This is a genomic window from Brachyspira intermedia PWS/A (genome assembly GCF_000223215.1).
In the GTDB taxonomy this organism is placed as follows: domain Bacteria; phylum Spirochaetota; class Brachyspiria; order Brachyspirales; family Brachyspiraceae; genus Brachyspira; species Brachyspira intermedia.
Map to the genome: position 1 here is coordinate 1497683 of NC_017243.1, position 24658 is coordinate 1522340.

22 protein-coding genes and 1 tRNA gene are annotated in these 24658 nt (G+C 28.9%); 18 read left to right on the top strand and 5 right to left on the bottom strand.

Annotated elements, in window-relative coordinates:
• Positions 1-165: 165 nt before the first annotated feature.
• The 3 genes from BINT_RS06585 to BINT_RS06595 form a co-directional block, all read right to left on the bottom strand.
• Positions 166-2064, bottom strand: coding sequence for a TraB/GumN family protein (locus tag BINT_RS06585; RefSeq protein ID WP_014487776.1), 1899 nt, complete (start codon positions 2062-2064; stop codon positions 166-168).
• Positions 2065-2074: 10 nt separating this feature from the next.
• Positions 2075-4354 carry a penicillin-binding protein 1A gene (locus BINT_RS06590; RefSeq protein WP_014487777.1) on the bottom strand — a complete coding sequence of 760 codons (2280 nt, stop codon included), beginning with the start codon at positions 4352-4354 and terminating at the stop codon, positions 2075-2077.
• A 338-nt stretch (positions 4355-4692) separates the two neighbouring features.
• Positions 4693-6072, bottom strand: a complete 1380-nt coding sequence (locus BINT_RS06595) for an META domain-containing protein (protein ID WP_014487778.1) — start codon at positions 6070-6072, stop codon at positions 4693-4695.
• Between the two features lie 408 nt (positions 6073-6480).
• On the opposite strand from BINT_RS06595, the gene BINT_RS06600 reads away from it, so the two are divergent.
• The 16 genes from BINT_RS06600 to BINT_RS06670 all read left to right on the top strand — a co-directional run bounded on the left by BINT_RS06600 (position 6481) and on the right by BINT_RS06670 (position 21469).
• Positions 6481-6981 carry a GNAT family N-acetyltransferase gene (locus BINT_RS06600; RefSeq protein ID WP_014487779.1) on the top strand — a complete coding sequence of 167 codons (501 nt, stop codon included), beginning with the start codon at positions 6481-6483 and terminating at the stop codon, positions 6979-6981.
• Positions 6982-7186: 205 nt separating this feature from the next.
• Positions 7187-7975 carry a flagellar type III secretion system pore protein FliP gene (gene fliP / locus BINT_RS06605; RefSeq protein ID WP_041177312.1) on the top strand — a complete coding sequence of 263 codons (789 nt, stop codon included), beginning with the start codon at positions 7187-7189 and terminating at the stop codon, positions 7973-7975.
• Between the two features lie 56 nt (positions 7976-8031).
• Positions 8032-8301 (top strand): flagellar biosynthesis protein FliQ, encoded by a 270-nt coding sequence (fliQ, locus tag BINT_RS06610; RefSeq protein WP_012669897.1) that lies wholly within the window; start codon positions 8032-8034, stop codon positions 8299-8301.
• A gap of 48 nt (positions 8302-8349) precedes the next feature.
• Entirely contained in the window at positions 8350-9153 is an 804-nt protein-coding gene (fliR, locus tag BINT_RS06615; protein ID WP_041177313.1) for a flagellar biosynthetic protein FliR, read from the top strand.
• Positions 9150-10352 (top strand): flagellar biosynthesis protein FlhB, encoded by a 1203-nt coding sequence (gene flhB / locus BINT_RS06620; RefSeq protein ID WP_014487783.1) that lies wholly within the window; start codon positions 9150-9152, stop codon positions 10350-10352. Before fliR ends, flhB begins: the two co-directional genes overlap by 4 nt.
• A 21-nt stretch (positions 10353-10373) precedes the next feature.
• Positions 10374-12485, top strand: coding sequence for a flagellar biosynthesis protein FlhA (locus tag BINT_RS06625; RefSeq protein ID WP_014487784.1), 2112 nt, complete (start codon positions 10374-10376; stop codon positions 12483-12485).
• Between the two features lie 63 nt (positions 12486-12548).
• The gene (locus tag BINT_RS14865; protein ID WP_008725115.1) at positions 12549-12722 is read left to right on the top strand and encodes a hypothetical protein; all 174 of its coding nucleotides are present in this window, start codon (positions 12549-12551) and stop codon (positions 12720-12722) included.
• 35 nt (positions 12723-12757) lie between these two features.
• Positions 12758-14755 carry a flagellar biosynthesis regulator FlhF gene (locus BINT_RS06630; protein ID WP_014487785.1) on the top strand — a complete coding sequence of 666 codons (1998 nt, stop codon included), beginning with the start codon at positions 12758-12760 and terminating at the stop codon, positions 14753-14755.
• 52 nt (positions 14756-14807) lie between these two features.
• On the top strand, positions 14808-15671 hold the full coding sequence (locus BINT_RS06635) for a MinD/ParA family protein (RefSeq protein WP_014487786.1): 864 nt from the start codon (positions 14808-14810) through the stop codon (positions 15669-15671).
• Between the two features lie 22 nt (positions 15672-15693).
• Positions 15694-16326, top strand: a complete 633-nt coding sequence (locus tag BINT_RS06640; protein WP_014487787.1) for a hypothetical protein — start codon at positions 15694-15696, stop codon at positions 16324-16326.
• A gap of 36 nt (positions 16327-16362) precedes the next feature.
• Positions 16363-16686, top strand: coding sequence for a sigma factor (locus BINT_RS06645; protein WP_014487788.1), 324 nt, complete (start codon positions 16363-16365; stop codon positions 16684-16686).
• Between the two features lie 56 nt (positions 16687-16742).
• Entirely contained in the window at positions 16743-17561 is an 819-nt protein-coding gene (gene whiG, locus BINT_RS06650) for an RNA polymerase sigma factor WhiG (protein WP_041177314.1), read from the top strand.
• A gap of 15 nt (positions 17562-17576) precedes the next feature.
• On the top strand, positions 17577-17762 hold the full coding sequence (locus BINT_RS06655; protein WP_014487790.1) for a sigma-70 family RNA polymerase sigma factor: 186 nt from the start codon (positions 17577-17579) through the stop codon (positions 17760-17762).
• Between the two features lie 47 nt (positions 17763-17809).
• A complete protein-coding gene (locus BINT_RS06660) occupies positions 17810-19795 on the top strand; it encodes a FapA family protein (protein WP_014487791.1) in 1986 nt (661 codons plus the stop codon).
• 8 nt (positions 19796-19803) lie between these two features.
• Entirely contained in the window at positions 19804-20769 is a 966-nt protein-coding gene (locus BINT_RS06665; RefSeq protein WP_014487792.1) for a hypothetical protein, read from the top strand.
• Positions 20770-20803: 34 nt separating this feature from the next.
• Positions 20804-21469, top strand: coding sequence for an HAD-IA family hydrolase (locus tag BINT_RS06670; protein ID WP_014487793.1), 666 nt, complete (start codon positions 20804-20806; stop codon positions 21467-21469).
• On the opposite strand, the gene recO is transcribed toward BINT_RS06670, so the two are convergent.
• Entirely contained in the window at positions 21458-22240 is a 783-nt protein-coding gene (gene recO, locus BINT_RS06675) for a DNA repair protein RecO (RefSeq protein ID WP_041177315.1), read from the bottom strand. The genes BINT_RS06670 and recO overlap by 12 nt on opposite strands.
• 77 nt (positions 22241-22317) lie before the next feature.
• Entirely contained in the window at positions 22318-22485 is a 168-nt protein-coding gene (locus tag BINT_RS06680) for a DUF362 domain-containing protein (protein WP_014487796.1), read from the bottom strand.
• A 304-nt stretch (positions 22486-22789) separates the two neighbouring features.
• Between BINT_RS06680 and BINT_RS06685 the strand changes: the two genes are divergently transcribed.
• Both BINT_RS06685 and BINT_RS14675 read left to right on the top strand, forming a co-directional pair.
• Positions 22790-24043: a homoserine dehydrogenase gene (locus tag BINT_RS06685; RefSeq protein WP_014487797.1), complete on the top strand. Its 1254-nt coding sequence runs from the start codon at positions 22790-22792 to the stop codon at positions 24041-24043.
• A gap of 515 nt (positions 24044-24558) precedes the next feature.
• Positions 24559-24648, top strand: a tRNA-Sec gene (locus BINT_RS14675).
• Positions 24649-24658: the final 10 nt, after the last annotated feature.

A 24658-nucleotide genomic window follows, 5' to 3' on the forward strand; every position in this document is an offset into this window, starting at 1 on the left:
GATGTACTTTATATAGAATTATCTATTTTTTTTTGCAACTTTGACGAAGTCCGCAAAGCGTGTGCGGCAAAAAAGTTGATAATACATCTGAAAAATATCAAAATTTACAAAATATAGTTGTTTAGGATATACTTTATTTATTATTTTTGATAATTGATTTATAAATTATATTATATAATCATCAGCAATTTTTCTAAGTCTTTTATTACCAAGTACATGGAAATGTCTTAACTTTCTTAGAGTCTCGCTTGAAAAAGTGGTGAGCGGAACATAAACTATTTCAACAGAATTCTTTTTAGCAAATTCTTTTAATATATTTGAAGGAGGATTAGGAGCAACATAACCCAAATACTTATCAACAGAATATATTATGGCAGTGTATAAAAGTAAGTCAGCATAATTTCTAACTATTCCCTCTTTTTTTAAATGCTTATACATTCTCCAAACATCATGCGGAGCCTGAGGTGGCATTAAAGAAGCATAACCTCCAAAATAGCATTTAGATATTCCGGGGCCTACAAGAGTATTTCCCGGTTCTGTAGAGTATAATATTAAATCGCTGTCGTCATGGGCTTCGCTATACCAGACTATATTCCAATCATAATCTTCATCATGTTCATCATCGAATATTACAACCATATGTCCTATATTACCTTTGATTTTTGGAATCTCTCTGACATATATTTCATTTTTATAATAATTTCTTATAGTTTCACGCATATCAATACCATCTTTAATACTTACAGTGAAAGGTTCTATTCTTGCCTTGTCCTCAGTAAGCATATTTCTTATTTTATCCCTAAGTATATTCATATGCTTTTCCATAAGTATATCTTCTGGTACATGGGAAAGAAGATTAGTTCTTTTATTCCAAACATCTTCCCATTCTCCTTCGTATTTTTCACTAGGACGAGTTGTAACATTAACTTTTTTGAAAGATGTTTTCCATACATTATCATATTTATGAAGTTTTATTTTTTTATCTTTGAGCATTCCTTCCATACCGTTTGTGCTTGGATCTCTATTTAATTTTATGGTAGGGTAGTTCTCATCTTCTTCAGTGTAATGCGGATAATATTCCATACCTTCCATTACTTCTAATGCATAATCATTGTTTATCATGCATTTTGCTGCCGTTAGCATATCTATATAATCCGGTATGATATAATTATCAAGAAGACATAAATTCCTTAAATACTTCATCATATTTTTTTGCTGAAGCAATGATATTGGAAGTTTATATCTCATCTTTGCTTCTTTAAAAATTGTTTCTATTATATGTATCTTGTCAAAAGTTTCTAATTCTCCGTTTCTATATAATTCGTACATATAAGTTGTGAATGGAAACTCACCAAGCATTTTATTTAATGATTCTTTATGTACATTATATATTTTAGGTTCTGAATATATATATTCTTCATCATCTTCTGAAAATTTTTTATTTATTATTTCTTCTTTTGCTTTATTATCTAATTTTTCATCATCAAGCTTTTGTAATATGGATACAATATTTTCCCAATGCGACATTCCTATAACAAGAAGTATTTTATTGTATTTTTTAGAGAGTTCATGAAGATTCTTAGCCATGAATATTTCTCTCTCTTCATCTGATTCATCTTTATGAAATATATAATTATTTTTAACTTCATTATAAAATTTCTCAAGGCCTATATTTTTCATCACATAATCATCAGGCATAAGATAATGAGAGTTAGTGTTTATTGAAGTTATATCTTTATCTATAGGAAAAAACGGTATTTCCTCATCAATAGCAAGACGAACAGCTTCTATTATAGAATCACAAGGGTCTATAGGTATATAAACAGCTTCATCTTCAATTTCTCTTATTATCAAACTTACAAATGGAAGTCTGCTTACAGCCTCTCTTAAAGAATCAGCAAAATTAGCAGGATGTTCTACCGCTACAATATCCGGTTTAAATTTTTCAAAAGCCTCTCTTACAGCTAATGAAAAATAAACTCTAGAATGTATTGAAGGTATTGCAAATATATTTTTATACCTTAAGACTTTAGAATCTATATTATCTATTATTTTTGTATCCATTCATATTCCTTTAATAATTAAGGAATGAATCTATTATATTATCAAGTTCATTAGAATCTTCCAAATAATGAGAACATACATTACAAGTGTCTGTAGGTACTTTATCCTGTACAAATAAGTCCGTTTGGAAAGAATAGCATGAAGGACCTGGTAATTTTCCGCTTATAGCACAAACCTGCATACTAACAACATTTTCAGGTTTTTTATACCAAGTAGGTTTAACTTCTTTTAATGCTTCTACCATATATTTACCCCATATAGGAGCAGCAACTCTACCTCCAACCTGATTATTTCCTAAAGAATATTTGAATGAGTCAAATCCAATCCATATACCTGTAGCAAGTTCAGGAGTATATCCTACAAACCAAGCATCTTTCCAGTCATTAGAAGTACCTGTTTTTCCAGCACCTCTTCTTGTGAATTTAGCTTCATACATAGCACTTGTAGCAGTACCGCCTCTTAATACTCCCATTAATATGTCGCTTATCATGTAGGCAACTTCCTTGCTTATAACTTGTTTAGGACCGCCTCTTAATGTTATTTTTTTCTTTAAATCATCTTCAAAATTATCCATTACTATTCCATATCTGTCAGTAACATATCTTATAAGTATAGGATTAACTTCTTTTCCTTCGTTGGCAAATTCAGCAAAACCTGTTGTAAGTTCTAATGGTGTAAATAATCCTGTACCTAAACTCAATGTTAAATCATGGTTAAACATTCTTTTAGATTTATCAGAATCAGGTTCAGCTTTAAATATAGGTTCTACATATCTTATAGTGTTTGTAATTCCTACATAATTGAGTACATTAACAGTAGCTATATTTAATGATGCGGATAATGCATATCTTAAACTTACATCACCTTTGAAATTACCTGAATAGTTTTTAGGTATCCAAACTTCTCCGTCTTCTCCTTCTTCAGGTACAAAACCTATAGGAGCATCACTAACGATAGTTGAAGGACTGTAGTTAGTAACATCCATTGAAGCGGCATATACGAAAGGTTTGAAAGCACTTCCAGCCTGTCTTCTTGCCTGAGTAGCTCTGTTGAATTGGTTTCTAGCTGTAAATCCTGAACCTCCAACCATTGAAACAATATATCCGTTTCTAGGGTCTATTGAAACCAAAGCACCTTCAATCTGTCTTGAAAGTTCTGCCTCATCGGCTTTCATTACTTCCATAGTTATATCATTAACTTCTTCCATTCCGAATATATCAGACATTAAAGCCAAAGGCAAAGTAGTATATTTATTTAAAGTATCTCTTACAGCAATGTTAAATTTATTATAAGCTGTATTTTCAGGAAGATTAAATAATATGGAAAGCATTTTCATTTTATCTATAGTTTCTCTATTATATAGATTAACTATATCCATAGAACCGCCTTCATATTTATTGTTATATTCTGTAAGTGCTTCTGTTAATAATTTTTGAGCAGCTTCCTGTTTTTCTATATCTATAGTAGTGTATATTTTTAATCCGTCTTCTTTTAATGCTTTTTCACCATATCTATTTACTAATTGTCTTCTAACATATTCAGTAACATAAGGAGCTCTGTCTATTGATGCACTATAAGCAGTAGATCCTCTTCTTCCTATCTTTCCTGTATATGATTCCCAAAATTCTTTATGTGCTTGTTTAGCTTCGTCTCTAGTTATGAAATTTAAATCAGCCATTCTATTAAGAACAACTTTATGTCTTGCTATTGATATATTAGGATTATTGATAGGGGAGTATGCATTAGGAGCTGGCGGAAGTGTAGCAAGCATTGCACATTCTGCTAAATCTAAATTTTGTACATCTTTGTTAAAATAAAATCTGCTTGCTGCCTGAACTCCGTATACAGAGTGTCCGAAATATATTTGATTGAAATATAAAGTAACTATTTCTTCTTTAGTAAGTCTTTTTTCTATTTGGAAAGTAACCCATATCTCTTTTAATTTTCTTGTTATTGTTCTTTCTGTAGATTTTAATACTATGTTTCTAGCAACCTGCTGAGTTAATGTACTTGCACCTCTTGCTCTTCTTCCGGTTAATATGTTTCCTATTGTACCTCTGAATATTCCTATAATATCTATTCCAAAATGCGACATAAAATTATTATCTTCCATAGATATTATTGCTTCTATTAATTGAGGAGGTAAATCTTTATATTCAACTAATGCTCTTTGCTCTGTGAAAAATTCAGATATTACTTCACCTTTTATATCATATATTTTTGTAGGTATTGTAGGTTTGTATAATTCTACGGCTTGAACATCAGGCTGCAGAACTATGTCCGCAACCAAAATAGAGAATATTACAGTTATTACTAAAAATATTAATGTAATAGAAACTATATAAAATTTTTGAATTGTTCTATATTTATACTATTGTATTTATCTGATATTTTTTTTAATAGTTCTTTCAATTTAGTTATCCTAATATATATTTTTGATATTATACAAATAATTGTTTAATTAATCAACATATTTTTTTATCATATTTTCATAAAAAAAACACTCTATGAAATTTGAGTTCATAGAGTGAAAGTAATGGGTTTGTATATATATCTTAAGAGCGCAACAAATGACGTTTGTAGCTATACTATATATAACATAATAAATAAGAAACAGTAAAAATATATTTAATTTACCATGTTAAAAAGTAGTATATCATCATCAGATGTTTTTATGCATAAAGTATTATTGTTGTAAGATATATAATTGGCTTTATTAAGAAGTTTTAAATATTCATCTTCAGCTTGCATATCAGCTTCAGGTCCTGCCATTAAAGTTGATATTCCTGTTTTACTCATTGTTATTTTACCATCTTTTATTTCAAATGGTATATTATAGTTATTAACTCCAGATTTTCCTACAAATGAATTATTAGTTATAGATAAAGTTATTTCTGTACCTTCAAGCATATTTGATAATTTGAATTCTTTTCCTGAATGCTCATTAACATCAAAATAGTCTTCTACGAATCTTAATATTGTAGCATCATTAGCTATTATAATTAATTCTTTTCCTTTTAAGTACATATATTTAGCATTTTCCATATATTTTGAGAAATCTGATTCAGCATTCATATTTTCTTCAGGACCAGCCATTTTAGTCATAGCTAAACCATTAAATTTAACTTCATTGCCATTTATATTAGTATATGAAGTTTTGTAAGTATTGACACCAGAGAAACCATTTACTTGATTCTCTTTACCATAAAAAGACATAGTTATTTCTACATTAGGATATTTATAGAAATTTTTCAATAAAAATGTTCTTCCTAATAATTTATTGCTTGATATGGAATCATCTTTAAATATTAATTTTTCACCTGATTTTGTAGTTATTTCTAAATTAGTCATTGATAATGTTATATTAGAAGCTTCTGAAAGTAATGTTGTAAAATCCTGTTCTGCTTTCATATTTTCTTCAGGACCTGCCATCATAGTAGATCCTAATGCTCCTATTGATATTACATTATTATTAGTCAAAGTATATCCTGCGAAGTATCTATTAACTCCAGAAAAACCATAAACTTTATTAGTGTCAAATCCTATTGTTATACCGATTTCAGGGTATTTATTTTCAAGAATGAATTCTCTGCCATATAAATCATTGTAATTTAAACTTCTTTTTGTGAAAGATAATTCTTTGTTTTCAGAAGTTTTTATTATTAATTTATCATTTTCTAATGAAACAGAGTTAGCTTTGCCTAAATCAGTTAAAAATTCCTGTTCTGCTTTCATATCTTCTTCGTTTCCGGCCATTAATGTTGCTCCTATATTTGTACCTAAAATTATTTGATCATTGCTAATGCTGAATGATGTAAAATATCTGTTTATGCTTGCATTTCCATAAACATTGCTGTTTTCAAATCCTATTGTTATTTTAGGATTACTTGTAAGATAGAATTCACTGCCATTTAATGCTTCAAATATGTTTGTGTTTTCATTGTTTTTTTGAGAGCATGATGATAGTAGTAAAATTAGAGATGATAGTAATAATAGTGTTTTTTTCATTTTTTTACCCCAATATAATTATATTTTAGTTTTTATATTCTATTTTAAAAAAATAGTATTGTCAATAAAACAATGGGCTTATGATTAAGGAAAACCATAAGCCCATCAATAATAGTGTTAGGAGTCTGATAATAATGAATAATTGCTTTGTTAAATATAATAACTTATTTTCTCTCCTTTAGTAAAATAAGTTCATAATAAAAATACATATACAACTATTATAACCAAATATAAACTTTTTAGTAAAATTAATAATATTAATTATTAGAAAAAAAGTATACATATGTATAATCTCTATATATTAAAAATAATATAAAATTCTAAAAAATCAATTGAAAAATAAGAAAAAATAAGTTATCATATTATAGTTTACATAATAAAATCCGATAATAAATATTGCAGGTGTTTATGTGTAATATAAGAGAAGCACATATAGAAGATGCTGAAAATGTTGTAAATTATATAGTGAAAGTGTCTGATGAAACTAATTTTATGATGTCTGATTCTAATGAAAGGGAATTAGATGTGAAAAAAGAGGAGGAATTTTTACAAAGCATACAAAAAAGCATAACAACTAAGATGTTTTTATGTGAAATAGACGGTGAAATTATCGGAATATGTAATTTGAAAGGTATTGATAGGAAAAGAGTAAAGCATAGAGTAAATTTAGGAATAAGCGTATTGAAAAAGTATTGGGGTAATGGTATAGCCAAAAGACTTATCAATTATGCTGTGGCCTATGCTAAAGAAAATTCTATAAAAAAGATAGAATTAACTGTCAGAACTGATAATGAAAGGGCGTTAAAACTGTATAAATCGCTTGGTTTTTTCATAGAAGGTGAGATAAAGAGCTTTTTTTGTATTGATGATATTTATTATAATTGCTATATAATGGGTTTATTTATTTAGTTTGATACTGTATAAAAAATTTTGTACACTGTATTGATACTGTAAATAGTATATGAGCGATAAAATTTATTATAATGGATTGTAAATTAGTTAACATAATACTTGACTATTTTATGATAATATGTTAACTTTATGGAAACCGTAAATATTATCGATTTCAGAAGAAAAAAGATTAGAAAAAATTTATAAAATTGGAGTTCTTAAGATGCGAAAGTTTCTAATGGTGTTTTTGGTATTATGTTTACTTGTACCGGTAGTAGCTTACGCTCAAGAGAATACTCAAATACCAATACCTACGATAGGATTAAATGTTACTCAGGCTCAAACACCTCAGCAGGTTAGTTTGGGACTTCAGATATTATTTCTTTTAACAATATTGTCATTATCTCCATCTATAATAATAATGACAACAAGTTTTATAAGAGTTTCAATAGTATTAAGTTTTGTTCAAAGGGCATTGTCTTTACAGGAAACTCCCCCAAGAGCATTGATAATGGGGCTTTCTTTGTTTTTAACGTTTTTTATAATGATGCCCACATTAACGCAGGTAAATAATGAGGCACTTCAACCATATTTAAATGGCACTATAGGTGTCAATGAATTATACAGTAGAGGCATACAGCCTATAAGAATGTTTATGTTTAACTCTTTACGTGGTGAAAATGGTATGAAGAGTTTGGATTTATTTTTGAGTATAAGTAATACAGATATAAGACTTAGAGAGATTCAGACAGTTGAGGATTTAAACAGAATTCCTACAATTGTTGTTGTTCCCGCATTCATTATTAATGAACTTACAATAGCATTCAAGATGGGAATATATTTGTTTATTCCATTTATAGTTATAGATTTGGTAGTTGCTTCCATACTTATGGCAATGGGTATGATAATGCTTCCGCCTATTATGATATCTTTACCGCTTAAAATAATTTTGTTTGTTGCGGTAGACGGATGGAAACTTTTAATACTTCAGATAGTACAGAGTTTCCAATAAATATAGATATATATTTGGCTGCTTTATATAGTTAATAATTTTTTAAGGGAAATTTTATGAGTGATACTTCAATTATTGTTTTAGTACAAGAAACTTTATGGGTATTCATGTTGTTATCAGCTCCGGTTTTGGGAGTATCAATTATTGTTGGATTGATAATCTCAATACTTCAAGCTACTACAAGTATTCAGGAGCAGACTTTAACATTTGTTCCTAAAATGATAGCTATGTTGGCAGTGATATATATGTTAGCTTCTTGGATGTTGAATTATACTAGTGCGTTTACTGTTAGATTGTTCAGCATACTTCCAAGTATAGCTAGATAATTTTGTTGGGTGTAAAAATAGTTTAGAGAATCAATTAGGGAATTAATAATGGATAATTTCGTGAATTTCTTTCAAATTTACCTGCTCATTATGGTAAGATTTGTAGCTATACTTATGGTAGCTCCATTATTTTCTTCTAATGTTATTCCTAATACTATAAAAATGGCATTAGCTTTTATTGCTACAGCAGCCATATTTCCATTAGTTGCTAATATCAATGTTCAGGCAGCTCCTACTTTTGTTGAATACTTTTTAACATTGGTAAATGAAGCATTAATAGGAATATTGATAGGATTCTTAATGTCAATCATATTTACTGCTTATCAGGTTATGGCGAATTTCTTTGAAATACAAATGGGATTCGGTATATCAGAAACAGTTGACCCTATATCTCAAGTTACAGTGCCAGTATTAGGACAATTACAGTCTTTAGTAGTTATATTATTATTTATAGCTATAGACGGACCTAGCTGGGTTATAAGAACTTTATTTTACAGCTTTAAGGCTATGCCTGTATTAAGTGATGCTTCAAAGGCGGTATTCACTTCATCGTTTAACGGCGTTATAGACAGAATGATATATTATATGAGTTCTTTGTTTTCTGTAGCTCTTTCATTAGCTTTGCCTATAATGCTTACTCTGTTTTTATTATCATTAAGTTTAGGATTATTAGCTAAAGCAGCACCTCAGATGAATATTTTAATGCTTGGTTTTCCTATGCAGATAGCTGTTGGTGTGGCTGCTTATTATATTTTGATACCAGTTCTTGTTTCTAATTTTATGAAAGTATTAGAAACTACTATAGCAGATGTTAATAATATAATAACTTTCTTATCCGGAGGAACAGTATGATTAAAAAAATACTTTCTTCTATATTTGAATTGTTCATTATATTCAAAGCTAAGCTATACAGAAAATATTTGCGTCTTACAGGAAAAGGATATGTATTAACATTATTTGCTGCTCCTGAAGATGAAGGCAGAACTGAACTTCCTACTGAAAGAAAGAAGAGAAAGGCTAGAGAAGAAGAGGGACGTGTTGTTAACTCGGCTGAAATAAATCAGACTCTAGTTTTAGCAGTTTCAATAGCTGTTATAGCTCTTTTAACTACATATTTTACTCATACAGTAGCACAATTCTTTATTAGCGTAATGAATAAAATTTCTAATGCTGATGCTTCAATAAATAATGCAGCTTATACAGATATGTTATTAGAGATATTTGTTCTTCTAGCAAAAACTGCCGGAATAATTATGGCGGTTGCTTTGGTAGTTGGTGTCGGCGTTAATTTGGCACAGACTCAGTTCTTATTTACCACAAAGAAATTAAAACCTAATTTTAAAAGAATAGCACCTACTTGGTCTAACTTCAAAGAAAGAGTATTTATATCATCTCAAAACTTGATGAATTTGGCAAAAATACTTTTTAAAATGGTAATGATATCAATTCTTACTTTTACTACTATATATGGAAAACATACTGAATTATTTAATATGGTTAATATGGGTTTGAGTCAGGCTATGAATTTGTTTTTCTTTATAGTTTTAGAAATGCTTGCTAAAGTAATTATATTTATGATAATAGTTTCTGCTTTTGACTATTTCTTCCAAAAAAGACAATACATTAATAGTTTGAAAATGACAAAGCATGAGATGAAAGAAGAGTTTAAAGAGATGGAAGGGGACCCATTGGTAAAAAGTCAATTGCAGGAGATGGCTAGAAAGATTGTAAGCAGAACAATGCTTAAATCGGTACCTGAAGCAGATGTAGTTATTACAAACCCAACTCACTTTGCAGTTGCTTTGAAATATGAGAATGGAGATTATGCCCCTGTAGTAACAGCTAAGGGAGCAGATCACATAGCTTTAAAAATAAAAGAAATAGCTAAAGAAAATGATGTTCAAATAGTTGAGAATAAACCTTTAGCCCGTGAATTATATTACAATGTTGAGCTAGGACAGTATATACCTGAAAAGCTATTTCATGTTGTGTCAAGGATACTTGGCGAGGTATATAGATTACGTAATGAAAAAATGGCAAGGGCTATATAGGAGGAATAAAAAGTGGCAACAATGAATGGTGCTAAATCAATTTTAGATAATATAAAACTGCCTTCCAATTTAAGCAGACATAGCGATATAATGTTTGCTATAGGTGCAGTTATGGTAATTATGATGCTTATCATACCATTACCGTCAATAATATTGGATTTCTTACTTATAATAAATATTATAGTATCATTATTGATATTGCTTATGGTGCTTAGTATAAGAAGTGCTAATGATTTCAGTGTATTTCCTTCTGTGCTTCTTGTTATGACAGCATTCAGACTTGCTTTGAACGTATCTACAACTAGAGCGATTCTTACTGAAGGTGCTAACTTTAATGGTAAGGTAATAACTTCATTTGCTGACTTCGTAGTTGGCGGTAATATTGTTGTAGGTGTTGTAATATTTATTATTCTTATAATAGTACAATTTGTTGTAATCACTAAAGGTGCTACAAGAGTATCAGAAGTAGCAGCAAGATTCGCATTAGATAGTATGCCTTCAAAGATGATGGCTGTTGAAAGCGAACTTCAGGCAGGAGCTATCACAGATAAAGAGGCAGAAGAAAAGAGAAAGAAAATCAGAGGTGAAAGTGATTTTTACGGTACTATGGACGGTGCTTCTAAGTTCGTACAAGGGGACGTTATAGCCGGTATCATAATCACTGTTATAAATATAGTAGGCGGACTCATCATTGGTATGACAATGAGAGGAGAGCCTTTTACTCAGGCAGTTAATGCTTATACTCGTTTTACTGTTGGTGATGGTTTAGTAAGCCAGATCCCTTCATTCTTTATGAGTTTTGCTACTGGTTTATTAGTAACTAGAAGTAGTAGCGAAGATAATTTGTCTACTCAAATAGCGGTACAAGTTTTTGCTAAACCTAAGAACTTATTTATAGGTGCAGGTTTCGCATTCTTCCTAATGCTTTTACCTGGATTCCCAAAAATTGCATTATTCGTAATAGCTTTGGCTTTATTCTTAGCAGGATATGCTTTGAAGAAAGAACAGCAGGAGCTTGGACTTAATGAAGATGGTACAAAAACAGATGCAGGGGAACAGGTGCATCAAGGTCCTTTAGATGTTACGCCTTTCTTGAAAGTAGAGAAGATAGAGCTTTCTGTTGGTGCTTCTCTTATACCTTTGGCATTAGAATCGGAAGGCGGGGATTTAATCAATAGAATAAGTCAGATTCGTAGAGAACTTGCTTTAGAGGTTGGGCTTGTAGTTCCTCCTGTTCGTATTGTGGATAACAGTGTAATAGAACCTGATGAATATACAGTGAGTATAAATGGTACTGAAATGGCTAAAGGATTTGTTCGTCCTAATATGCTTTTAGCTTTGAATGCTAATTCCCCAGATGGGCCTAGCCCAGACTGTGAGAAAGTAAGAGAGCCGGCATTCGGACTTCCTGCTTATTGGATTAAAGTTGATGAAAAAGATATGGCAGAGAAAAAAGGCTTTATGTTGTTTCAGCCTACTTCAGTTATTGCTACTCACTTCAGCGAAACTATTAAGAGAAATGCTAATCTTCTTATCGGACGTGAAGAAGTACAGAATATGCTTGATCTTATTAAAGATGATCATAAAGCTCTTGTATCTGAAGTACTTGCAGCCAAGCCTCATAATGAAAGTCCTCTTGGATATATACAGAAAGTATTGCAGAATCTTCTTCAAGAGGAAGTGCCTATCAGAAACAGTGTTGCTATATTAGAGGGTGTTGCTGATGCTATATCAATTATGGGAAGCGAACAGGCTACTGAACTTGTAAGAAGCAGATTGGCATCTCAAATATCTCAGATGGTTGCTGATCAGGATAGAAATATAAGAGTTATTACTTTAAGTCAGCAGCTTCAAAATAATATAGCTCAAAACCTTGCTAATACAGGTAATTTACAAGGTTCGCAGATGATAGCTATGAGTTTTGAAAGTATGCAGAACTTAATTAAGAATATAAAAGATGCAGTTAAACTTGTAAGTGATTCAGGAGTTGATGATATAGTATTTTTAACTTCTCCTATTATAAGAAGACCTTTGTATCAGTTTATAGCTAAAAATGTTGGTAAGTACAAGGTTATAGCTACTACCGAAATAGCACAGGGATATAATGTACAGGGTATTGCTAGTATAAAATAATGAATGATGAATGCCTTATTGGGCGATTAAGATATAAATAAATATATTACTTGGAGTTACAAGATGAAAACTATAAAAATTTTTGGAAAAAACAGAGAAGAAATTGAGAAACAGGCTAGAGATAAGTATGGTGAAAGCTATTTTATTATTAGTGTAAGAGAGAGCAAAAGAAAAAACATATTCGGAATGATTAAAAAAGAGTTTGAAGTTTCTATCGGTATATTAGAGCAATATTAATAGTGGGCTAAATAGAAGAAGAGAGGAGTTATAAAATGGTAGATATACGCACTATTAGAGGGAAGGATAAAAAAGATGCATTAGTTAAAGCCAGAGTTGAATTTGGTGTCAACTTTGTTATTTTAACTAGTAAAGATATAAAAGTGGGCGGATTTTTAGGGCTTGGAACGAAAACAGAACATGAACTTAGAATAATGCTTAATAATTCTATTTACGATAGAAAAAATAATTCTATGAATGAAGATAAATCTTATTCGGATGATGAAGATGAAATGTATAGAAGCAAACTTTTAAGCGATAGAATAGAAATGAAAAAGCATTCATCTGAAACTATAGATGCAAGTGAAATGGCAGATAGAATAGTTTCTATAACTAAAGCATTGAAAGAAAAAAGTGCTAGTAGAAATAATAGCTTTTCTAATAATAATGCATCCCGTTCTAATTTTCATGAAAATTCTTATAGTACTGAAAATGAAGATATACCTGAAGAACTTTTAAATGATACTACTACTAATAATAATAGTACAAAGGCAAATATTATTGAAGAAAAAATAGAAGATAATAATACAAGAGAAAAAAGCGTTGACAATTTTATACCATTACCTAATTTTAGTAATAATCAATATTCTAATTTTCAAGGTTCTACATTTGCTAATATGAGAAATCCCATGCTTTCAGATTATTCTAGTAATAATGCTTTTTCTCCTATTAGTAATTACAGCAATTTTGCTACTAATAATATTTCTAATAACAATATTCCTAATAATAGTTTTATGAATAATCTTAACAATAATGTTATGTATAATCATACTAATAGTTCTAATAATAATCAGAATAATATTAATCAAAATAATAGTAGTAATTCTGTAGATGATAATGTAAAAAAAATAGTTCAGGAACAAATAAGAGATATAATAAAAGAATATTTAGAGAATAATATTCCTAATATAAATTTAAATAAAAATAACTCCAATAATTCTAATATAAATGAAGATTCAAAACATCAAAATAAAATTTCTCATTCAGATACTTCTTCTGATGAAGATGAAATAAAAAATGCTATAGAAGAGATTAAAGAATCAAGAAGAGAACAAAGAATAATAAGAGAGCAGAGAGAATCTAAAGAAGAAAATAATGTAAGAGAAAGTAAAAATAATATCAGAGATTATTTCAATGATGATACAAAAGAAGAAGATTATGATAATGAAGAAAATGATATTGAAGATAATGCTGAAGCAAATATTGCAGATGGAATGGAAGAAAGTTTCAGTTATTTAAGAGACAGAGAGTTTCCTGAAGAAATATTACTTGAGTTAAGAGAATATTTACTTACATCAAGTAATGCAAGATTCTTTCAATCTAAAGATGTCATAAGAGAGGAAGTAGAAAAATATTTTGCTGAAAGATTAATACTTTCCAATGGTATAGAAATAGGTGCTAAGAAAAAAATTATAGTATTTGTAGGACCTACTGGTGTAGGAAAAACAACTACAATACCTAAAATAGCAGCACAGTATATGAAATCTGGTAAAAAAGTTTCTTTTGTAACTATAGATAATTACAGAATAGCCGCAGTTGATCAGCTTCAAAGATATGCAAGCATAATGAAGGTACCATTTACAAGTGCTAGTACTCCTGAAGCTTTGAGAGCAGAGATTAGAAAGATGGATAATTCTTCATTGTTATTTATAGATACTATGGGACGTTCTCCTAAAGGTGCTGAAGATATAGTTGCTATGTCAAAATATTTCACTACAGTTGGAAGATTTGATATGGATATTCAGCTTGTTATGAGTGCCACTGCAAAGTATAAAGATGCTTTGAAGATATTAAATGGATTTAAACCTACAAATTATAAAGGTGTAATACTTACAAAGGTTGATGAAACAGATTATTTGGCTTCTTCAATTTGTGCTATTACAAAGAAAAAACTTCCTATTACTTATATAACTCATGGACAGGGTGTTCCTAAGGATATATCTACTGCTAAAAAATATGGTTATAAAATAATGGAAGGGTTATTCGGACATTAAAATAAAGTTTTACAAATAAATAAAAAATAATTTAGGAAATTTATAAAATATTATGAAAGATCAAGCTGATGAATTAAGAAAAATGATGAGTATGAAAGATAAACGTCCTCAGCGTATTATAAGCATAGCAAGCGGTAAGGGCGGAGTAGGTAAAACTAATATAGCAATTAATTTATCCATAGCATTGCAGCAGCTTGGACAAAATGTGATTTTAGTTGATGCAGATCTTGGACTTGGTAATGTTAATGTTATACTTGGAAATATGCCTGAATATAATTTGTATCATGTTATTAAAGGTGTGAAAAAAATACATGAAATCATACTTGAAACAGATTATGGTATAAGATATATAGCAGGAGCTTCTGGATTTTCTTCTTTAGCTAATTTATCTGGAAGAGCTTTGACTAAATTAGTTAATAGCATGGATTCTTTGAATGATGCTGATATAATAATAGTTGATACTGGTGCTGGAATTTCTGATAATGTTTTATATTTTCTTCTTTCCTCAGATGAAAGTATAGTAGTTACAACTCCAGAACTTACAGCTATATTAGATGCTTATGGTGTAATAAAATCTATAGCTCCTGAGAATGCTAATGCTGATATAAAAATATTAGTTAATAGAGTTATTAAGGCTTCTGAAGGTAAAGAAGTAAGCGACAAGATTATTATGACAAGTAAAAAGTATTTAGATATGGATGTTAAATATTTGGGACATGTTATGGAAGATAAAACAATTCCTTATGCAGTTTCTCAGCAGCTTCCATTCTATCAATATGATAATAAATGTCAGGCTTCTATGTCAATACATAATATAGCTAAAAGAATAATTGATATGGAATATGATGACGGCAGAGAGGTAAAAGGTTTTGGAGGATTTATGGAGTCCTTATTATCTTTTGTAAGTAAAAAATGATAAATGTTTGCAGAGGGAATTTATGAATAATATAGTAGAAAAAGTAAAACAGTATTTTTCATCTAATTTTGGAAAATTAGATGGTATAATATCTATTTTATCATTTGTTGTAACTCTTGTTATGTCTGTACTCTATAAAAATAGAATAGATATATCTTTATTTAAAGCTTTATTGTCAGGAATAATAACTTTTGCAATATTGTTTTTAATAGGATTATTATTGAAAAGATATTTAGGTGATATTATAGAAAGCAGTAATGTAAGTACAAATATGGATATGGATTATAATTCATTAGATGATCATTCTATAGCTAATAATATTAGTGATGATTCTGTTAACAATATAGATAATACTAACAATACTACTAATGATTTTAATCCAGATAATATAACAATATCTCCTGATTCTATAAATCTTGATAGAAAACCTAATTCTAAACCAAGCCCTGCTAGTTCAGGTGGTGATATAGGTGATATAGTATTTGGAAAATCTCCTTCAAGCAACAATACAAGTTACAGTACTTCAAGCAGCAGTATGTTTCCTGATAAAAAGGTTTCTGATAATGAAATGATAAAAGAAGTTCAAGAGGATCCTGAAAAAGTTGCTAAAGCTGTTAGAACTATGATGGCTAAAGATGAAAAAGATGATAAATAAAATATATTAAAAAATTTAATGTTAGAGTGAATATTTATGAAAGACAAAGATAAAATACCAAATATTACTAATGAGAATGAGCAGGAATATTGGCTTGAGTTTAAAAAGACTCTTTCAACTAATATAAAAACTGCTTTTATTATTAAGTATTCTCCTTTAGTTAAATATGTGGCAAGTAAGATATATGTTAATATGGAATTTCATAAACGTATTGAATTTCAAGATTTAATAGGATTTGCTTCTTTTGCACTTACTGATGCTATTGATAAATATAATCCTAATAGAGACATTAAGTTTAAAACTTATGCGATTGCTAGAATCAAGGATGTAATAAGAGAAGAGCTTAGAAGATTAGATTAAAAATATAAGATAATAAGTAAATAAAAATAAAAAATTTAATAGTTAGAGTGAATATTATGAAGATGAATAAAAAAGACAAAGATAAAATACCAAATATTACTAATGAGAATGAGCAGGAATATTGGCTTGAGTTTAAAAAGACTCTTTCGCCTTATATAAGAGAAGCTCTAATTATTAAATATTCTCCTTTAGTAAAATATGTGGCAAGCAAGATATCTGTGAATATGGGTTCTCATAAGCATATTGAATTTCAAGATTTAGTTGGATTTGGTTCTTTCGGACTTATGGATGCTATTGATAAATATAACCCTAATAGAGATATTAAGTTTAAAACTTATGCTGTTACTAGAATCAGAGGGGCAATATATGATGAGCTTAGAAAATTAGATTATCTTCCTAGATCTATTCGTAAAGATGTTAAGGAAATAGAAAAGGCAAGAGAAATATTAGAAGCTAGATTAAGCAGAAACATAAAGCCTCAGGAAATAGCAGATATGCTTGGAATACCTATAAGTAAATATAATGAAACTATGAAAAGATATATAGAGGCTTCTCCTACCTCTTTAAGCGATGTTTGGTATGTAGGCGATGATTCCGATGAAATATCTGTAATAGATACATTGAAATCAAATGATAAAACCAATCCGGAATATTTAGCAGAGAGAGAAGATGTTAAAAATAAAATAATAGCTGCTTTGAAAAAACTTCCTGAAAAAGAGCAGCAAGTTCTTATATTATATTATTATGATGACCTTACTTTAAAAGAGATAGGCAAGGTATTAGATGTTTCAGAAAGCAGAATATCTCAGCTTCATACGAAGGCAATACAGCAGTTAAGATATAGTCTTTCTGAGATAAAAAAACAATTATTATAAGAATAGGTGATTTTTATGAATGAATTAAAGAAAAAAATATTAGAAACTAAAAAAATGTCAGAAAAAGAGAAGCAAGTTCTAATATTATATTATTGTGATGATCTTACTTTAAAAGAGATAGCCAATGTATTAGATGTTTCAGAAAGCAGAATATCTCAGCTTCATACAAAAGCTATACAGCAATTAAGATATATCTTATAAAATATATATTAATAAAAAAGCAATTATTATAAAAATAGGTGATTTTTATGAATGAATTAAAGAAAAAAATATTGCAAAGTGATTTTTATAAAAAGATTTATAATAATAAAAATACTCGTTCAGTGGAATTATCAGTTGCTTCTTTGGAGAGAGGAATGCAGGAAGCTGCTGCTATATTTCAATGTCCTATTTATGAACTAAGTTATAAAGTTCTTGAGGAAGGAAATAAAGGATTTTTTAATATAGGAGCTAAACCTTTTTTGGTGAGATATACTCATATCACTTATGATAAGTCTAATATGGGAGTTGCAGCTGCTAATACTTATGAAGATATATACTCAGAAGGAAGTGTTCAGCAAAAGATCGTATTTAATAAAGATACAGAAGTAATTGTAAGAGTAAAGAGAGATGGAGTATTTTTGAAAGTTAAACCTCCTGTTGGGGATGGTAAAAGAATAGAAGATATAACTGTATTAGAGGAAAAATTAATAGATGCAGGTATAAAAGAATATGATTCTCATTTAGCTAAAAAAATGCTTCATGAACAGACAGGACAGTATGTAAAAATAGCTGAATGGGATATAGGTAAATCTGCTAATAATGCTAAAATTAGTTATACAATTACAGAAGATAAAATGCGTGCCTATGTTACTGTTACTAAGCCTAACAAGGGCGGAAGAGAAATGGATTTACAAGATGTTAAAGAACTACTTGAGAACAGCGGTGTAACATTTGGCTTTCAAGAAGAAAATGTTACAAAATGTTTAGAAGAAGGTACTTTTAATATCCCTATACTTGCTGCTGAAGGCCGTCAGCCTGTAAATGGAGAGAATGCTAAAATAGAATATTTAGTAAATGTGAATAAAAAAGTTATACCTAAATTTATAGGTGAAGATCAGAGTATTGACTATAAAGATTTAACTATAGTTGAGAATGTAGAGAAAGGTCAGAAATTGGCTAGAAAAACTCCTGCTACAGATGGAGAAGTGGGAAGAACAGTATTAGGTGTTAAAATAGAAACTAAAAGCGGAAAAGACATCGAAATAAAAGAGATAGTTGGTGATAATGTTGAGATGTCAGATGATGGTGAATATATAATAGCTTCTATAAGCGGACAGGTTGTACTTAAAGGCAAACTTTTAAGTGTAGAACCAATATTCGAGGTATCAGGAGATGTAGGCCCTGAAACAGGAAATATTAACTTTATTGGAAGCGTTGTTGTTAAAGGAAGTGTAAACGATAATTACTCTATTAAAGCAGAAGGTAATATTGATGTACATGGAACTGTTGGAAAATGTGATCTTGAAGCTAAGGGAGATATTATGGTTAAACTTGGTATTCAAGGAAATGAAAATAGCCATGTAAAAGCGGGAGGAGATGTTATTGCTAAATTTATACAGTTCTCAAATATTGAGGCTGGAAACAATGTTGTAGTTACTGAGGCAATACTTAACTCTAATATCGATGCTGACAATAGAATAATACTTATAGGTAAGAGAGCTTCAGCAAGCGGAGGAAGATTAAGAGCTTTAAGAGAAGTTAATGGTAAAGTATTAGGTTCTCAAGCTGGAGCTAAAACATTCATAGAAACAGGAATAAGCCCAGCAAAAAGACGTGCAATAGATGATTTGGATAGAGAAAAAGAAGAATTAGATATTTCTATAGAAGAAACAGAAAGAAATATAAAATCTCTTGAACAGGCTGGAAAACTCAAAAAACTTGATGATGAGAAAAAAGAACAGCTACAAAGTTATAAAGAACAGTTGGAGCAAGCTAATACTAGAAGAGAAGAAATAGTATTAAATAGAGAGGCATTAATTCAAGAAATGGAAATAGAAAAAGTTGAATCTACAGTAAGTGCCGGTAAAGAAATGCTTCCTGGTGTAGAGCTTACGATAGGCAGTGCAGAGTTTTCTATAAGACAAAGTTATAAAGCTATTACATTCTTTGAGCAAGATGGTATGATTCAAACTGAGAAATATAGAGGCGAACCTAAAAACGAAAAAAAATTGATAACGATGATTAATGAATAGGATATAATATGGCTTTAAAAATAAATGATTTTTACAGAACCGCTATAGATTGTGCAATGGATGCTGATCCTAGAGGAAGGAAAACTGTAGAAAAAGAACTTAATAGCATAAAAAAATCTTATGATAAATTAGATGATAAAAAGAAAGAATATTTTGATAAAGATACTCTTTTCAATCCTTATTCAGACACTAGAATTTTAAATATTGCAGAGGATAAAGATATAAAAAAAATTCTCTGCGGTATAGATATGCAGACATCTGAGTTGCTTTTGGCTGATAGATTAAACGAAAAAAATTATAATATAGATTTGGTAATAACACATCATCCAAATGGATATGGATTTGTTAATTTTTACGATGTTATATCTATGCAGGCCGATAAAAATGCTTTGCATGATGTAGCTATAAACGTTTCTGAAGCTTTAACTAATAAAAGACTTAATGAGGTAAGCCGTTCAGTATATTCTTCTAATCATTATAGAGATGTTGATACTGCTAAACTTCTAAAATTAAATTATATGTGTATGCATACAGTTGCTGATAATTTTGTTGAATCTTTTTTAACTGAAAATATAAAAAAAGAAAATCCATATACATTATCAGATATTATTGATTTTTTATATACAATAGATGAATATAAAATATCTGCTAAAAGACTTAATCCTCCTAAAATATTCAATGGTTCTAATAAATCTAAGGTTGGAAAGTTTATCGTTGATATGACAGGTGGTGCTTCTTTCGATGTTGGTATGATTGAAGCTTTATCAAAGGCTGGAGTAAATACTATTGTTATGATGAATATATCAGACAGACTTTTAGATGAATGCAAAAAATATTATATGAATATTGTATGTGCTGGTCATATATCAAGTGATAGTTTGGGAATAAATTTATTATTTAAAGCTATAAAAGAAAAAACTAAAGAAGATTTTGAGATTATACCTGCTTCAGGATATATTTTTGTAGAGAAATAAAGCTTATAAAGTGTATATATAAAAGAGAGTTGTTATGCCAAAATATATTAATGTATTATTTGATCTTGATGGAACTATAACTGATTCAGCACCTGGTATAATAAATGGTGCTTTATATGGAATAAAAAAAATAAATGATGTATATAATTTAAATATATCTATTCCTGATAATGATACTTTAAGAAAGTTTATTGGCCCTCCTCTTGACACTAGTTTCAGAAAATATTGTTTAGATGATGAAAAATTATCTCTTGATTTTATAAAGTTTTATAGAGAAGATTATAATGGTAATGATGGTTTGTTTAACTGTACAATTTATGATGGTATATATGATTTGATTAAAACTCTTTCTGAAAATAATTATAAAGTTTTTTTAGCCACTGCTAAACCTAAAGAATCCGCTTTAAGAATAATAGAGCATTTTTATATGACAAAATTTTTTACTAATTTCTATGCTCCTATACTTGGAGGAAAAATTAAAAGTAAATTAGATGTATTAAAAGAAGCTTTAGAAAAAGAGAATTTCGATAAAGAGAAAACTATAATGATAGGTGATAGGATAGATGATATAGATGCAGCAAAAAATATAGGAATTGATTCTATCGCTGTTAAATATGGTTTTGGAAATGAAGAAGAGTTCAAAAATGCTACTTATATAGTTAATAATACAAAAGAAATATTTGATATATTAAGTAAGTAAAATTTCTTCTAATACTTTCTGACTTTTTATTGTTTTGTTTATATGATTGAATATTGATTTATTCATAATGTATTTTACATTGTCTAAAGACTCATTATATATTTGTTTTAGATTTTCATTTTTTATTATTTCTATAAGAGATGTATGCTTTATAATTCTCATAAAAGCTATATCATATTCTGTTATATTTATAGAGTCCTTAACTAGATTTCTGCATTTTTGGCATATTAATCCGCCTTCTAATATAGAATAATATAATAAATCATTATTTTTTTCGCATATTGTACATTTATCCAAATGAGGTGATATTCCTGCTATATGCAAAGTTTTCATTTCAAATGCTCTCATTAAAATATTGATATACATCTTTTTTATTTTATTATTATTATTATTTCCTTCCAAACTTTCTAAAGCATCTAATGTTTTTTCCATTAGAATAAAATATCTATTATCAAAATCTTTGGCACAGTATAATAATACTTCTCTTATATAGAACACAGCTAAAGATGAGTATATAGATTTTTCTAATATTTTATAATTTTTTACAATAGAAGATTCTTTTAATATTGACAGCTGATTTTCTTTTTTCTCGTATATGTTTATATTCAGCTTTGATATACTTTCCAAATCTGAACCGAATGCTTTCGAGTTATTTTTTGCTTTATGGCATATTGCCTGCATTATAGAATTATTGGTAAGAAAAGATGCTATGATAGATGAAGTTTTGTATGCATTATATGATAGTATAAATGCTTCAGTATTTTTTATCAATATTATTCCTTATATATAAAAATAGGGCAGGCTTTAATATAATTAAAACCCGCCCACTGCTATGCCATCAGCAGCAATTAAGCTGGATTTATAGCATTGCTTGGACAAACAGCTTCACAAGCAGCACAATCAGTGCATTTGTTTGGATCAATCACATAGATATTTCCTTCACTAATAGCATCGAATGCACACTCAGGAACGCATGATCCGCAAGCTACACAATCGTTATTTATAACACGTGGCATAATTTACCTCCAAAAAATTAAACTGTTTTATTATTATAACATAAATGAATAATGAAATCAATATCTATTATTTACTAAAAAGTTATAAAAAATACTATATTTTTCTATTATTTATACTGTTTTTTTATATTAATTAAAATTCTTAGTATGTATTGTAAAAATTTTCAATAGATGTTATAATATAACTTAATACAGTAATATCGTATTTAGAAATTCATATAAAATAAAACTACAATATTACTAGCTTTTGTAATAATTTTAAGGTTAATTTTATTAAAACAAATTTATATTTAGGAGAAAAGTTATGGTTAAGAAAAAAGAATTTAAAGTTGCAGTTGCCGGTTATGGACATGTAGGTAAAGACACAGTAAAAACTATTATAGAGAATAATGCTATAATGGAAAAAAGAACCGGAATAAAATTAACCATTAAAACCATTTTCAGCAGAAATATTGATAAAGTAAAAGATGATAAATTTTTAGATAAAGTAGAAATAAAAACTAAAGATTTAAATGATATTTTGAATGATGATGATCTTGATATAGTTATAGAAGTACTTGGCGGAATGGATACAGCAAAAGAACTTCTTATGAAAGTAAAAAAGCCAGTAGTTACTGCTAATAAAGCATTACTTGCTAATTGTTTTGGTGAACTTATAAAGGACAGAAAAACTGATATAGCTTTCGAGGCTTCTGTTGCAGGTGCTATACCTATAATAAAGGCTATGAAAGAGAGTTTAGTTTCTGATAGAATGGAAAATGTTTACGGAATATTAAATGGAACTTGTAATTATATTTTAACTAATATGACTAAGAACAATTTAGATTTTAAAGATGTTCTTAAAGATGCCCAGGATAAAGGATATGCTGAGGCTGATCCTACATTTGATATTGACGGAATAGATACTGCTCATAAATTATGCATACTTTCATCTATAGCTTTCTGCAATGTTATAAGTTTTGATAAGATATTTATAAGAGGTATAAGAAATATTATATTAGATGATATTGTATTTGCTTCAGAGATGGGGCTTACTATAAAATTAATAGCTGAAGCTGCTTTGGATGAAAATAACAATGCATATATATACGTTATACCTACATTGCTTAATGATGATAATATGCTTTCTAAAGTTGATTATGCTTTTAATGCCATAACTGTAGTAGGAGATCGCTCTGGTGATACAGTTTTCTATGGTTCAGGTGCCGGCGGAAGACCTACAAGCAGTGCTATAGTTTCTGATGCTGTTACTCTGGCTAGAAATAGTTTAATTACAGATGAGCTTAGAATACCTATACTTGGATTTGTAGAAGAAAATAAGGATCTTCAAGTAAAAGATTTCAAAGAAAAGCATGAAACTTTCTATGTAAGATTTAAATCAAATAAAAATAATTTGCTTGCATTTAATGAGGCTTTCTATGATATTAGTATTGAGAAAAGTGTAGAGAGAAATGGAAATTTTATGTTTGTACTTAAAGATGTTAATATCAATTCTATAATTGAAGCAATAAATAAAGTAGAAAAGATAGACGATATATTTATAGCGAAAATAAAATAATTAAAAAATAATATTAATAAACAAATAATGTAATATATAATTATTCTTTATATATGCATTATTTGTTTTTTGTTTTAAAGATTCTTTTTAAAATCCCGCCCTTTATAGTTTTTTGTTGTTAACAGAATATAGAATTTTTTATTGTTTTTTTACTTTATTTAAAAAAGAATACCCGCCCAAATTCTTATTGTATTTCTGCCTTTTTTAACGCACGTTTAGTGAATCCTTATTTATAATTTAAATTGCAATTATTGATTGATTTATATTTATAATTTTGCTTACCGTGCGGTGATAAAAGTGATGAAGTTAAAAAAAATTGGGTGGGCAGCTAAAATATGAGTTTGAAATTTACAAGAAAAATAATGTTAAAATGATATAGTATAGTAGAAAGCCTATAGGGTGGGATTATAGAATAATTCAATAAGGAAAGTTTTTAGTTTATTTGTATATACTTGTATAGGGTGTTTAAAATTATTGACATAAAGTAAAAACTAATATATCATATCAAAACATATGGAGGTAGATGAGTCCCGGTGGGCTCCGCGCTCTTCAAAAGCGTTGGACGTTATAACAACGTCGGCAGGTTCAACTCCTGCCTCTTCCGATAAAATTACA